At 71.2% G+C, this 14,163-nt stretch carries 10 protein-coding genes; 7 read left to right on the top strand and 3 right to left on the bottom strand.

The window, feature by feature from the left end; genetic code table 11:
• Window positions 1–28 precede the first annotated feature (28 nt).
• From LUW87_RS02860 to LUW87_RS02850, 3 genes are all read right to left on the bottom strand, one after another.
• The gene (locus tag LUW87_RS02860) at window positions 29–1,255 is read right to left on the bottom strand and encodes a branched-chain amino acid ABC transporter substrate-binding protein (protein WP_232669563.1); all 1,227 of its coding nucleotides are present in this window, start codon (window positions 1,253–1,255) and stop codon (window positions 29–31) included.
• A gap of 325 nt (window positions 1,256–1,580) precedes the next feature.
• On the bottom strand, window positions 1,581–1,949 hold the full coding sequence (locus LUW87_RS02855) for a hypothetical protein (protein ID WP_232669562.1): 369 nt from the start codon (window positions 1,947–1,949) through the stop codon (window positions 1,581–1,583).
• 159 nt (window positions 1,950–2,108) lie between these two features.
• Window positions 2,109–4,322 carry a hypothetical protein gene (locus tag LUW87_RS02850; RefSeq protein WP_232669561.1) on the bottom strand — a complete coding sequence of 738 codons (2,214 nt, stop codon included), beginning with the start codon at window positions 4,320–4,322 and terminating at the stop codon, window positions 2,109–2,111.
• 567 nt (window positions 4,323–4,889) lie between these two features.
• Between LUW87_RS02850 and LUW87_RS02845 the strand changes: the two genes are divergently transcribed.
• The 7 genes from LUW87_RS02845 to LUW87_RS02815 all read left to right on the top strand — a co-directional run bounded on the left by LUW87_RS02845 (window position 4,890) and on the right by LUW87_RS02815 (window position 14,159).
• A complete protein-coding gene (locus LUW87_RS02845) occupies window positions 4,890–6,695 on the top strand; it encodes a hydantoinase B/oxoprolinase family protein (protein ID WP_232669560.1) in 1,806 nt (601 codons plus the stop codon).
• On the top strand, window positions 6,692–8,833 hold the full coding sequence (locus tag LUW87_RS02840; RefSeq protein ID WP_232669559.1) for a hydantoinase/oxoprolinase family protein: 2,142 nt from the start codon (window positions 6,692–6,694) through the stop codon (window positions 8,831–8,833). The genes LUW87_RS02845 and LUW87_RS02840 overlap by 4 nt, the downstream gene beginning before the upstream one ends.
• A 213-nt stretch (window positions 8,834–9,046) precedes the next feature.
• On the top strand, window positions 9,047–10,192 hold the full coding sequence (locus tag LUW87_RS02835) for a sugar ABC transporter substrate-binding protein (protein ID WP_232669558.1): 1,146 nt from the start codon (window positions 9,047–9,049) through the stop codon (window positions 10,190–10,192).
• 2 nt (window positions 10,193–10,194) lie between these two features.
• Window positions 10,195–11,229, top strand: a complete 1,035-nt coding sequence (locus tag LUW87_RS02830) for an ABC transporter permease (protein ID WP_232669557.1) — start codon at window positions 10,195–10,197, stop codon at window positions 11,227–11,229.
• Window positions 11,226–12,734 carry a sugar ABC transporter ATP-binding protein gene (locus LUW87_RS02825; protein WP_232669556.1) on the top strand — a complete coding sequence of 503 codons (1,509 nt, stop codon included), beginning with the start codon at window positions 11,226–11,228 and terminating at the stop codon, window positions 12,732–12,734. Before LUW87_RS02830 ends, LUW87_RS02825 begins: the two co-directional genes overlap by 4 nt.
• Before the next feature lie 132 nt (window positions 12,735–12,866).
• Window positions 12,867–13,613, top strand: coding sequence for a GntR family transcriptional regulator (locus tag LUW87_RS02820; protein WP_232669555.1), 747 nt, complete (start codon window positions 12,867–12,869; stop codon window positions 13,611–13,613).
• A 120-nt stretch (window positions 13,614–13,733) separates the two neighbouring features.
• Entirely contained in the window at window positions 13,734–14,159 is a 426-nt protein-coding gene (locus tag LUW87_RS02815; RefSeq protein WP_232669554.1) for a VanZ family protein, read from the top strand.
• The last annotated feature ends 4 nt before the right edge of the window (window positions 14,160–14,163 follow it).

Here is a 14,163-nt window from a genome sequence, read left to right as displayed (position 1 = left end):
GCTGAGGCCGCCGGTGCTCCGCGGCGGATCAGTAGGTGAAGCCGACGGCGGCGGCCCAGGTGTCGTCGACGTGGAGGTGGCCGTCGTCACCGAGGGTGTCGACGGTGACCGGGGCCGGCTCGCGATCGCCGGTGTCGGCGTCGAAGGAGACGGTGCCGGTCCACCCGGTCCAACCGCTGGTGGTGGCCAACGCCTCGGTGAGGGCTTCGGGGTCGGTGCTCCCGGCGCGCTCGATGGCGTCGGCGAGCAGGAGCACGGAGTCGTGGGTGTAGGGCGTCCAGGCGCCGGGCTCGGCGTCGAACGTGTCCTCGAAGGCGGCGACGAGCGATGCGCTGTCGGGGAAGTCGTCGGGGGCGGGCACGCCCACCAGCGAGCAGCGGGCCCCGGCGTCGCCGGCGGCAGCCACGAACCCGTCGTCGTAGCCGCCGTAGTCGATGAGGCAGCGGATGTCGCTGCGGTCGGCGGCGGCCATGTCCTGGGCGATGGCACCGGCCTCGGGCGAGTAGGTCACCACGTAGACGAGCTCGGGGTCGGTGGCCAGTGCCGCCTCGACGGCGTCGGTGTAGCTGTCGGCACCGGGTTGGATCTCCTCGACCCCGGTGATCGTCACCCCGGCCTCGGGCAGCAGCTCCTCCATGGCGGCGGCGGCGTCCTGGGTGTACTCCTCGGTCGAGTCCACGATGAGCGCGACCCGGTCGGCCTCGGCCCAGGTGGTGATGGCGGTGACCGCCGCCGGGGCGATCTGGGAGGTCATGGGCTGGAGGGTGAAGCCGAGGCCGGCGGTGCTGTCGGCGCTGGTGAGGCGCATCGGCACCAGCCCGGCGTCGATGTACAGCGGCAGGGTCACGCTGCCCACCCCGGAGTTGTAGGGACCGGCGACGGCATCGAGGCCGGCGTCGATGGCCTCGGTGGCGGCCGCCTCCCCGGTGTCGGGGTCACCGGCGTCGTCGATGGGCACGATCTCGACCTGCCGCCCGTCGATGCCACCGTCGGCGTTGAGGGTCTCGGCGGCCATCTCGGCGCCGCGCAGCATGCCCTGGCCGAGGTCGGCCAGGCTGCCGGTGAGGGGTCCTTGCAGACCGATGCGGAAGGTGTCGCTCGTCGAACCGCTGGCGTCGGCGGTGGTGTCGGACCCCGTCGTGGTGGTCGATGACGAGGTGTCGCTGCCGCAGGCGGCCGCGAGCAGCGCCAGCGTGAGGGCGGCGGCGACGACGAGCGCCCTCGTGGGGCGTCGCCTGGATGCGGTGGTGGTCATGGGGCTCCTCGGTCGGTGGCCCGGTGTCGCCCCGGAGCCGTCGGCTGCGGAAGACCACGTCCGGTAGCCACTGGTCACCTCGACCGTTCGGCCGCCGACCTTGAGCGACAACCGCCGCTGAGCCCTCATCGACGCTCCCCTGGAGGCCGGCACCGAGACGGTGTCCTCGCACGAGCCCGGGCTCCATCTCGTCGACACCGCGAGCACCGTCGACCCGCGAGCGATGCCGACCGAGACGGCACGCCGCCCACCTCGGTGGCGGGGAGCGGTCGGCGCCTACAGGTCGAGCATCGAGCGCAGACGGTCGGGCCGCATACGGCGTTGGTCAGGAGGCGACGCGGGTCCGGTAGTCGTCGATGGCGTCGACAGGGACGTGGGCGATGCCGTCGATCATGACGTAGCGGATCATCCGGTCGTGGATGAGCCGGAGGAGGTCTTTGGTCGGGATGCCGAGGCGGCGTGCCGCCTCGGAGGCGCGGAGGGCTTCAGTGGGCATCGGGGCCTCCCTGCGGGTCGTCGACGTCGAGTCTATGGCTGAGGTCCGGATCTGGGCCTCCAGGGTGATGACGACGGCGAGGTGCCTGGAGTCGGTGAGGGCGTCGCGGGCGTCTTCGAGCACGGCCAGGAGCTCGAGGGCTTCGTCCAGGTCGTACCAGGCGTAGCGCGGCGGCTCCTGGTCGCCGGGGAACGACATCTGACGGTCTCTCCTCTGGTCGGGTGCGACGGTCGAGACCGTCGACGCCGGTGGCGCGGTGGGAACGAGCCGCAGCCCAGCGATGGCCGGCCTCGGGGATCGGCGATGACTGCGCCAGGTCGGCGATGACTGCGCCAGGTCGGCGATGACTGCGCCAGGTCACGGAGGCAGCAGGGGGCGCTTGCCTCGACCGGGGGCGAGGCGGTAGCCGTCGTGGGTCTTGAGGCGGTGGTGCGGGGTGCACATGTGGTCGAGCTCGGCGAGCACGGTGTGGCGGGTGACGTGCCAGTCCCGGAGGTGGTCGGCCTCCAACCGGGCCTGGTTCGGGCAACCCAGCACGCAGCACTCCGGCGACATCCAGATCAGCGCCATCTGCTGCACGACGTTGGGTCGCCTCCCCTGGTGCACGAGCGTGCGCAGGTCGACGCCCTTGCGCTCGACGGCGGCCTGCAACTCCGCCGGACCGATGCGCTGGAGCTGTCTTCGGGTCACGTGCACCACCACGGTCACACTGGCGTGGGGTCCCGACGCCCCCGGCGGCCTCGCTGATGTCCTGGCGGTGCCGCGATCGCGAGCGTCGGGCTTTCCGTCCTCGCCGCTGCGGCCGACGTCGAGCAGCCAACCCGGGTGCCGACCCAGCCGTGCCGCGAGGTGGACGTCGAGCGGATCGTCGCCGGTGACCACCACGGCCACGAACGCTCCGCCGTCGATCCAGCGCAGGACCTCCCCGACGGGCACGGGCCCGACGCCAACCACCTCACACACCTCGCCACCGAGCGCTCGACCTCGCAGCAACGCCGCGCCGCTCACCCTCACCTTCGACTCCCCCACCGCAGCTCGTCGCGGTTGGGCTCGAGTAGGTGGCGCAGCACCGTCGGCTCGCCTCGTGCGGCCTTGCAGGGGCAGCCCAGCCGCATCGGCTCGTTCCGCACGGCGGCGAGCCGGTGGACCAGCACCGTCGGCGTCGACGTGGCCGGCGGGCACGTTCGATCCGTCGTCGGCAATCGGCTGCGCAGCCGAATTCGCGGCGTCGGACCGTCGCCCGGCGGGACCGGCTGCCAAACCACCGAGCTCCTCGTCCTCGGCGGCGCTGTGCGTCGCCGGCGCATCCGGCGCATCCGGCGGACCCGTGGCACCGCTGGACGCACGACCTGGGCCTGCCTTCTCGGCGGCGGACTGCGCCGGCGCGCCATCCGGCTCCCCCTGCTCGGACGGGGGCTGCGGCGCCGCGCTCGAGCCGGCCGGCTGCACCCCGGCATCACCCGACGACGAACCCGAGTCCGCGGGCTCGGCGTCGGCGCCGAAGCCGGGCAGCGTGGGTTCGTCCGAGACAGGCCCGTGGTTCGCGTCCGAGGACGCAGGTCCATCAACCGGCCAGTCCCGCGCCTCGCAACCCGCCGCACCGGCTGACCCACTCCCCACCCCACCGGGCGGGTCGGGCGGCGGCTCGTCCCCCGCAGTGAGACCTGCCTCGCCGTCGCCGTCGCCGTCGCCGTCGCCGTCGTCGTCGTCGGCGCAGAGCCGGGCCCGTCTGGCCGCGGCGGCATCGCGGGCCAGGGCCAGGAGCGCGTCGGCGGCGTAGGCCTCGCGGCGTTCCCGGCGCCCCTCACGGCGGGCCTTGCGGAACTCGTGATCGGCGCCGGCTTCGAGTTGGGCCACCAGCTCGGCGTGCCGAGCGAGCGGCATGTTCCACCCACCCCACCCCATGACACCGTCGTCGCCATACCAGAGGCGACGGTCACGATGGGCCTGCGCCACTCGATCCTCGGCCCCTGGCGCATTGGCCCGGATCCGCTTGCCGCGCCGCCGGGTCTCGCCCAACGACTCCATCTCCGTCAGCGTCAGCAGGTCCTTCTCGGTGCCCGGCGCAGCCTTCTCGGTGCGCACGACCTCGATGGCCTGCTCGGTGGAGATCTCCCCTGTCTCGAGCTTCTCCTTGGTGGCCGGCGCCGCCTGGAGCCCGCCGATCAGCTCCAACAGCTGCTGGGCCCTGGAACGGGTGGTGCCCATTCGGCGGGCGACCCACTGCGAGCCGTCCTCGTCGCCTCGGCGCGGACGAGACGACACCGCCGCCGCCCGGAACAAGCACCTCGCCTGGCCCACCTCGGCCATCACCTTGATGCGCCCCAGCCGCTTGCCCAACGCCGTCGCCTCTCCCGCGTCGAGCGTGCCCACCTCCAGACGCTCGAGGAAACCGGCCAGGGCGCGCTCCACATCCGCCGAGGTGAGCTCCGGCGCCTCGGCCGTCGTCACCGTGACCACCCACCCGGCATCGACCCGGGCACCCGGTCGGCGCAACGGCCGAAGGGCAACAGCGACATCGACATCGACAGCGACATCGACATCGACATCCCGGGCGAGCAGCAACGCCACGGGTGGCGAGCGTCGTCGCAGACAACCCCTCCGAACATGTTCCTCACCTCGTGCGGTGATCGACGGACTGAGGGACACCGAAGTGTCGAAGGGGAAGAAGCGAAGCGTACCACAGACGAACTGACGTACGCACCCCATTGCGAGAAGAACGCAGGAACCTCGTCACAATCCCGACTGGATCGACAGGTGACCGGCCGACCCACCGAGCCGATGAGGCGTCCCTCGATCATGCCCAGGGGGTGCGACAGTGCAACCTCCTCCGCACGGGTGAAGGCACCACGCGGCTCGCTTCCCCGCCGCCTCCGGAGCGCACCCAGTGGCTCGACCGGCACGCGAACGGTCGGCGGAGCACCACCTCAGGGTGGCGCTGCCACCGGTCGACCAGCCGTTTCCCCAGCTCAGCACGGCCCTGCAGCCAGGCGAACCTGGCGCAACGGAGGCGTTACACGCAGGCCCCGCGATCGAAAGACTCCGGCGCGACCTTGATCTGCGTCCGACCGGTGGCGATGCGATGCCAGCAACCCCGGTGGATGTCATCCGCTCCATCCCCGACCCAGGAGGATCATCGTGTCCGACTCCGACGACACCGCAACGGTGGCGATCGACCCGATCACCTTCGAGGTGATCCGCAACTCGCTCATCGCGGCGAGCAACGAGATGGCCCTCGTCGTCGCCAAGACCGCCTACTCCACCCCGGTCAACGAGGGGCGGGACTTCGCCGGGACGATCTACGACCGGCACGGGAACCTGGCGTCGCAGGGCGAGTTCGACCTGCCGGCCTTCACTGGCCTCACGCTGCTCACCGTGCCCGAGGTGATCCGCACCATCGGACTCGAGAACATGCAGCCGGGCGACGTGTACATGATCAACGACCCGTATGTGGCGTCGACGCACTGCAACGACGTGCACCTCATCAAGCCGGTGTTCCGTGACGGCGAGCGCATCGCCTTCGTCGCGTCGACCTGCCACTGGTCCGACGTCGGCGGCGTCGTGGCGGGTTCGCTGAACTGCCGGGCCCGCAGCCACTTCGAGGAGGGGGTGCGGATCCCGGCGGTGGCGATCTACAAGGCCGGTGTGCTCAACGAGGACGTCCTCAAGGTGCTGCTCCTCAACATGCGTGAGTCGTGGGAGCGGCGCGGTGACTTCAACGCCCAGATCTCGGCGCTGGCCGCCGGTGAGGGGCGGATCCAGGCGATCGCCGACCGCTACGGCGCCGACGTGCTCATGGCCTCCATGGAGGAGGCGCAGAACCACTCCGAGCGCTTGATCCGGGCCGCCCTGCGGGCCCTTCCCGACGGCCGCTACGACTCGATGGACAAGGTGGACCGTGACCTGAGCACCGACGAGCCCAAGGTGATCCGCCTAGCGCTGACCGTCGATGGCGACGAGGCCGTGTTCGATCTCACCGGGTCGGACACGGCGGCCGACTGCGGCATCAACTGCACCTTGCCGGCCACCACGTCGGCCGTGTTCATCGCCCTGGCGTCGATCCTCCCGCCGATGCCGATGAACGCCGGGGTCATGCGGGCGATCGACCTGAAGGTGACGAAGGGTTCGCTGCTGTGGGCCCAGCCTCCGTCGGCCATCTCGGGCCTGGCGGCCACCAGCATGGAGTGCGTCATCAGCTGCGTGACCCAGGCCCTCTCCAAGGCCTTCCCCGAGCGTGGCGCAGGCAGCCCCTACAGCATCCTCAACGCGGTGTTCGCCGGGTTCGACGACCGGGCCGAGTTCGGTTCGTCGTTCATCAACTACTCGTGGGGGTTCGGCGGGATCGGCGCCACCAAGACCCACGACGGGGCCAGCTGCGTCGGGTCGCCCTACACGGCCAGCACCCAGAACATCCCGTGCGAGCTCCAGGAGCGCCGCTACCCGGTCCTGTACTGGCGCAACATGTTCCTGCAGGACTCGGGTGGGCCCGGCAGGACGCGGGGCGGGCTGGGGCAGGACCAGCTCCTGTCGTTCCCCTACGCCACCGGCACGGTGTCGTGCATCGGCAACCGGGAGCGCTTCGGCCCGCCGGGGGTCTTCGGCGGCCACCCCGGCAAGCTCGCCCACCTGATCCTCAACCGGGACAGCGACCAGGAGCGCATGATCGGCATCTTCGCCGTGAACGAGCACGCCGAGAAGGGCGACTCGATGTCGTTCTGGTCCTCCGGGGGCGGTGGCTACGGCGATCCGCTCGAGCGCGATCCCGCCGCCGTGCTGGAGGACGTGATCGACGACTACGTGTCCATCGAGGGCGCGGCCGAGGACTTCGGCGTGGTGGTCGTGCCCATCGACCGCCGACGCCTGATCTACGAGATCGACCTCGAGGCCACGGAGTCGCTGCGGGCCTCGCTCCGTGAGCGCACCAACGAGGAGGTGCCGGCATGAGCCGCTATCGCATCGGTGTTGACGTGGGTGGCACCTTCACCGACTTCGTCCTCTACGACACCGCCACCGCCGAGACGACCACCCTGAAGGTGCCCACCACCCCGGACGATCCCTCGATCGGGATCATCGAGGGGATCGAGAAGCTCGGCGTCCCGCTCGCCGAGGTGGACGGCATCGCCCACGGCACCACCACCGCCACCAACGCCCTCATCGAGCGAGGCGGGGCCAAGACCGCGGTGTTGGTCACCGAAGGCCACCGAGACACCCTCGAGATGCGGCGCTGCAACCGTGAGGAGCTGTACGACGCGCAGTGGTACCCGCCGGCTCCGCTGGTGCCCCGGAGGCATCGCCTGGAGCTCAAGGAGCGCCTCTTCTGGGACGGCGAGGTCGCCCAACCCCTTGACGAGGAGCACCTCCGCGACGTGATCGAGACGCTCCAGGCCCGTGAGATCGAGTCGGTCGCCATCTGCTTGATGCACTCCTACCAGCACCCGGCCCACGAGCAGCGGGTCAAGGAGTTGGTGCAGGCGGCGCTGCCGGATGCCTTCGTCACGGCGTCGCACGAGTGCTCCCAGGAGTTCCGGGAGTTCGAGCGCGGTTCGACGGTTGCGGCCAACGCGTTCGTGGGCCCGAAGGTGCGCACCTACATGCGCAACCTCGAACGGGGCCTGGGCGACGCCGGGCTCACCGCCGACGTGGCGATCATGCAGTCCAACGGCGGGGTGTGCTCGATCGACGAAGCGGCGTCGCTGCCGGTGAAGCTGGCCCGCAGCGGGCCGGCGGGCGGGGCCATGGCGTTGCAGACGCTGTCGTCGCTGACCGGCATCGGCCAGCTCGTCGGGATCGACATCGGCGGCACCTCGGCGGACGTGTCGGTGATCGTCGACGGCACGCCTCGGTGGACGAGCCCGCTGACTGTCGAGTGGGGTCTGCCCCTGCTGTTGCCGAGCGTCGACGTCATCTCCATCGGCGCCGGTGGCGGGTCGTTGGCCTGGATCGACGAGGGCGGCGTGCTCCACATGGGCCCGCAGAGCGCAGGTGCCCGGCCGGGACCGGCCTGCTACGGCAAGGGCGGGGTGCGTCCCACCTCGACCGACGCCCACGTGGTGCTGGGCCGGGTGGCCGCCGATCGGTTCCTCGACGGTGAGATGACCATCGACGCGGAGCTCGCCGAGGAGGCCATCGCCACCTACGTGGCCGAGCCGATGGGCATGAGCGTCGAGGAGGCGGCCGCCGGCATGGTGCGGATCCTCGACACCACCATGTTGCAGGCGATCCGGTTCGTGACCGTGGAGAAGGGGTACGACCCCCGCACGTTCGCCCTCGTCGGGTTCGGCGGTGGCGGCCCGCTGCACGTGGTGGACCTGGCCCGGGAGCTCGGCATGGCCCGGGCCATCGTGCCGGCAGCGCCCGGGGTGCTGTCGGCGTGGGGGATGCTCACCGTCGACATGGTCCAGGACCGCAGCCGCACGGTCCTGCGCCGCCGCAAGGCCGTCGAGAACGACGCCCTCAGCGACACCTTCGCCGAGCTGAAGGACTCCATCGCCGAGTCGTTCCACCGCCAGGGCGTCGAGGACGCCGCCATCACCTACGAGTACTTCGTCGACATGCAGTACTACGGCCAGGCCTATTCGATGGCGGTGGGGCTCAGCGACCTCACCGAGCGTCTGGACGGACCCGGCCACGACGACATCCGGGTGAGCGAGGAGGGTGTGCTGTCGGTCCCCCTCGCGCTGGACCCGGACGCCCGTCCCACGGTCACCGACGAGGTGCTGGCCGAGGCCACCGGGCACTTCCACGACGAGCATGCCCGTGAGTACGGCCATGCCGATCCGGACCAGGAGGTGCAGTTCGTCCACGCCCGGGTGTTCGGGCGGGCGAGCGTGGCCCAGCTGGCCCTCGAGCCCGGTGAGCTCGTCGGACCCGACCCGAGTGCGGCCCGGGTCGGGGCGAGGTCGATGCTCTTCGACGGCGTCCGCCAGAACACCGCGGTCTACGACCGGTCGCGGCTGCGGCCCGGCAACGAGATCGTCGGCCCCGGGGTCGTGGAGGAGGCGTCCTCGGCCACCGTCTTGCCGCCGGGCTCGTCGGCCACCGTCGACCCGTTCGGGAACCTGCTCATCACCACCGGCGTCTGAGCCGGCCCGGCGTGTCGTCCCGGCCTGCCGGGACGACACGCCCCCACCGGACCCGCCGTCCGCCGCGCCCCCCCCCCCCCCCCCCCCCCCCGGCCCCCCCCCCCCCCCCCCCCCCCCCCCCCCCCCACCGGACCCGCCGTCCGCCGCTCCCCCAGCCCCCACTCCCCCGCTTCCCCCAACCCCCATCCCCCCGAAGACCCTGGAGGTCCCCCCATGTCCCGTTCCCCGCGCCTTCGATCTGGTCGCACCCGAGTGGCCACTGCGGTGGTCGCCACCACTGCGGTGGTGGCCATGGCCGGCTGCGGCAGCTCCGATGATGAACAGTCCTCCGCCGAGGCCGCCACCCCCGAAGCCTCGGAATGCGTGGAGACGGCCCAGGCGGTGGTCGACGCCGGCCGGGCCGAGCTCGAGCTGGTGGCCCCCGAGAGCGAGGTCGACCAGGCCGAGCTCGAGGGCAAGAGCCTCTGGTTGGTGAACGTGGTGAACAACCAGCTGACGACGGTGGTGGCCGACGGCTTCACCGCAGGCGCCGAGGCGCTGGGCATGGACACGACGGTGATCGACGGTCAGGGCGAGACGAACACCTGGATCGCCGGCATCGATCAGGCGGTCGCCCAGGGCGCTGATGGCATCGCCATCCTCGGCATCGATCCCGACCTGGCGTCGGCGCCGTTGCAGAAGGCCGAGGACGCCGGGATCCCGGTGGTCGACATCTTCAACAGCAACCCGGCAGACCCGATGGGCACCGGGATCGTCGCCCACGTCACCCCGGACTTCACCCGCTCAGGTGAGCTGGTGGCCAACTGGATGATGGCCGACTCGGGTTGTGAGGCCACGGCGTTCGTGCTGGGCGCCGACGTGCTCGAGCTGCAGGTCGAGATGATGGAGGCCATCGAGGCCACCATGGCCGAGGACTGCCCGGACTGCTCGGTGGTCCGCGAGAACGTCGACCTGGCCAACCTGGCCAACGACCTCGGCACGAAGGTGCCGAACGTGCTGCGCCGTGAGGGCGACATCGACTACCTGGTCCCGGTGTTCGACTCGGCGGTGACGTTCGCCCTGCCGGCGGCCCAGCAGGCCGGGTTCGAGGGCAAGGTGCTCGGCCACGACGGCGTGCCGGCCAACCTCGACCTGGTGCGGGCCGGCGACCAGGCGCTCGACGGTGCGTTCCCGCCGAACGAGTGGATCGGTTGGGCCACCGTCGACGTGCTGGCCAACGCCATCCTCGGCAACCCGTTCGAGGGCTACACGATCCCTGTCCAGCTGTTCGACGAGACGAACATCGGCTCGAGCAACGACGAGCTCTTCCCCGCCTACGACGGCTACGAAGAGGCGTTCACCACGGCCTGGGGTCTGTGACCGTGGCTGCGTCCACCTCCACGGCGACGCCGACCGCGGCCGAGCCCACGACGGCGGACCAGTCGGCCCCGTCCCCGTCCGGCCCTGGTGGCCGGACGGGGGCGGCGCTGCGCTCCATCGGTTCGCGCTACGGAGTCGTGTTCTGCCTGGTGGCGCTGACGCTGGTGTTCAGCGTGTGGATGCCGGACACGTTCGCCACCGCCTCCAACTTCCAGACCATGGTCAACTCCCAGGCCGTGCTGCTGTTGCTGGCCGCCACGGCGACCATCGTGTTGCGGGCGGGCGACTTCGACCTCTCGATCGCCGCCACCATGACGCTCTCGGCGTCGGTGGCGGCGGTGCTGTCCACCAACGACGTCGCCCTGCCGCTGGTCGTGCTCGCCAGCCTGGGCGTCGGCCTCGTGGTCGGGATCGTCAACGGCGTGTTGGTGGTGAAGGCCGACGTGAGCTCCTTCATCGTCACCCTCGGCATGCTCACCGCGCTCGGTGGCCTCGCCTACTGGGCGACCGACAGCCGGGTCATCGCCGGCGTGCCCGACCCGCTGCGGGACTTCGCTCGCACCGAGGTCCTGGGGTTCCCGCTGTCCACGCTCTACGGGTGGGTGCTGATCGGCGTGCTCTGGTACGTCTACGAGCGCACACCGCTGGGGCGCTACCTGTTGTTCGTGGGCGGTGGCCGGGATGCGGCTCGCTTGGCCGGGCTGCCGGTCGATCGTCTGCGGCTGGGTGCCTACCTGGTCTCGGGGACGCTGGCCGCCTTCGTCGGTCTGGTGCTGGTCGGGAGCCTCGGTTCCATGGATCCGAGCATCGGTGGCCAGTACCTGCTCCAGCCGTTCGCGGCGGCGTTCCTGGGGGCCACCACCCTCAAGGTGGGTCGCTTCAACGCCGTGGGCACCCTGGTGGGCCTCTACCTGTTGACCGTCGGCATCACCGGGCTGCAGCTCCTCGGAGCCGACCCGTGGGTCTCGAGCGTGTTCAACGGTGCGGCGCTGGTGATCGCGGTCACGTTGGCCAAGCTGGCGGGGCGGGGACGATGACCGCCCCGTTGGCGCTCGGCGCCTCCGGGGTGTCGAAGACGTTCGGTGCCATCAAGGTGCTCCACGACGTCACCTTCGAGGTGCGCGCCGGGGAGATCCACGGCCTGGTGGGTCAGAACGGGTCGGGCAAGAGCACCCTCATCAAGATCCTCACCGGGGTCCACGAGCCCGACCCCGGCGCGGAGCTGGTGTCGTGGGGGCTGCGCATGGACCTGCCGGTCGGACGGCCCCAGAACCACGGCATCGCCGTGATCCACCAGGACCTGGGCCTCGACGGCCAGATGACGGTGCTGGAGAACCTCGGCATCGCGTCGGGCTACGGCCAGCGGGCGCTGGGACCGATCGACTGGCCGGCGGAGCGACGCCTGGCCGAGCAGCAGATGACCCGGTTCGGCTATCGGGTCCCCCTCGACAGGCTGGTGGACGACCTGCCGGCTGCGGATCGGGCCATCACCGCCATCTTGCGGGCCAGCCGTGCGCTGTCGGTGAGCCCGAACCGGGGGCACCAGCTGTTCATCCTCGACGAGCCCACCGCCTACCTCAACGAAGCCGACGCCGAGCTGCTGCGCGATCTGATGCGGCGCGTGGCCGAGAACGGCGACAGCGTCATCTTCATCAGCCACTTCCTGCCCGAGGTGCTGTCCACGTGCCATCGGGTCAGCGTGCTGCGCGACGGGCACCTGGTGGCGACGCGCCCGACGTCGGAGCTGGGTGAGGACGAGTTGATCCAGCTCATGCTCGCTCGACGGATGAGCGACTTCTATCCCCCGCCGCCGAGCGGGCCGAGCGGAGATGTGGCCCTGTCGGTGAGCTCGCTGTCGGGCGCGGTGGTCAACGGGGTCGACCTGGATGTGCGGCCCGGCGAGCTGGTGGGCATCACCGGCTTGACCGGCTCGGGCTACGAGGAGCTGCCGTACCTCCTCGCCGGGGCCCGACCGAGGCGGGGGCGGATCAGCGCCTCCGGCACGGAGCTCCCCGTCGGCGTGCGCCACGCGGTGAAGGCGGGGATGGTGCTGGTGCCCTCGGACCGCAAGCGCGAGGGCGTGTGGACCGAGGCGACCGCGGCGGAGAACCTGAGCCTGCCCGTCCTGGGCCGCTACCGGTCGAGGGGCTTCCTCGCCCTGCGGCGAGAGCGAGCCGTGGCCGGCGAGGCGATGCGGCGCTTCCAGGTCTCACCGTCGGATCCGGTGATGCCTGTCGGCCGCTTCAGCGGCGGCAACCAGCAGAAGTTGGTGCTGGCCAAGTGGCTCCAGGTGGACCCGCGCATCCTGGTGCTCGACGAACCGACCCAGGGCGTCGACGCCGGCGCCCGTCGCGACATCCTCGAGCTGATCAGGGCCCAGATCGAGCAGGGCACGGCCGGGCTGATGTGCTCGGCCGACCACGAGCAGCTGGCCGCGGTGTGCAACCGGGTGCTGGTCATGCGAGGGGGCACGATCTGTGCGGAGCTGAGCGGCGAGGATCTCACCGAGGACGCGGTGCTCGGCGTGTGCCACGCCGCGTAGGCGGCGGCGCGCAGCCCTGGCACGAGCCTGGCAAGACCGCGGCAAGACGTTCGATGCGAGGTGTTGACATCGACGAAACCTGACGGCGGCACCCTGGGAGGGGTGCTGTCAGAGTCGGCGAGTCCCAGGAACGTGCGACGGGCCGATGACGCGCTGCAGGTCCTCGACATCCTGCGCACGTCGATCCTGGCCGGCCACATGGGCGAGGTGGGCGATGCCCTGCCACCCGAGGCGGAGCTCATGGCGGCACTCGGGGCCGGTCGCAACGTCGTCCGCGAGGCCCTCGACGGGCTGCGCCAGGAGGGCATCGTCGAACGGGTTCGAGGCGCGGGCACGTTCATCGTGACCTCCAAGTTGCACCACCGCTTCTCCACCCTGCGGGCCGTGGGATCGGACCTCGAGGACCGCGACGGGCGGATCCGCGGCGAGATCCTGCGTGAGGAGCGCCTGGGGGCACCGGAGCTGGTGGCGACCTTCCTGGGGGTGGCGCCGGGCGAGCTGCTGCACCGGATCGAGGTGAGGACGTTCCTCGACGACCAGCCCTGCTGGCTCACCACCAGCTATTTCCTCCCGGAACTGGTGGGGGTCACCCACTTCGTGGAGAAGAACGGCGACTGGTACCTGGCCCTCGAGGCGCTCGGCTACGTGCTGGGCGATTCCGAGGTCGTCATCGAGGCGGTCGTCGCCGGCCCCGGGGTCGCCACCCTGCTCTGTGTCGAGGTGGGCAGCGCCCTGATGCGCTTCGAGCGACGGATCTTCGACCACCACGGCCGTCCGCTGGAGATCGGGTTCGTGCGCAGCCGCGGCGACAAGGTGGCGCTGGTGCAGACCTTGCCCCGCGTGCGCCTGGACGGCATGGGCAGACCGCCGCGCGGCTGACAGCGAGTGCCTGATCGACAGGGGCGTGGGCACACTGCACGAGTGTCGAAGCTCCCTGCCACCTCGGCTCCCCGCTCGCGACAAGAGCTAAGGGACGATGCGCCGCCGACGTGGCTGCGGATGGCGGTCGCCCTCGGGGGCCTCGGCGCCCTGGCGGTCACGGCCGTGCTCATGCTGGCCGATCGGGCGCCCGGTGCCCTGCGGAGGCTCTCCGACCGCATCGACGTGTCGGCCACGGAGGCCGGCCGCCTGACGGAGCTCGTGCCGGTCTCTCGATCCGACACCGAGGTCCACATCGCGGTGTGGTGCGTCGTCACGCTGTTGTTCGCGTTCGTGGTCTGGTCCTGGTGGGGTGCGGCGCTCGTCGGGGTGGCCGCGTTCGGGCTGAGTGTCGCCGTCGAGATCGCCCAACGGGTGCTGACCGACACCCGGGACTTCCAGCGCAGCGACGTGGTCGCCAACGCGGTAGGCGTCGTGCTCGGTCTCGGGCTGTTCGCGTGCGGGCGCGTGGTGTGGTGGGCCTGGTGCCGGCTCCGTGCCCACTAGCGGG

The organism is Rhabdothermincola salaria, assembly GCF_021246445.1.
GTDB classification, from domain to species: Bacteria; Actinomycetota; Acidimicrobiia; order Acidimicrobiales; family Acidimicrobilacustridaceae; genus Rhabdothermincola_A; species Rhabdothermincola_A salaria.
The sequence above is the reverse complement of the archived record's forward strand: the minus strand, read 5'-3'. Positions and strand labels throughout refer to the sequence as shown.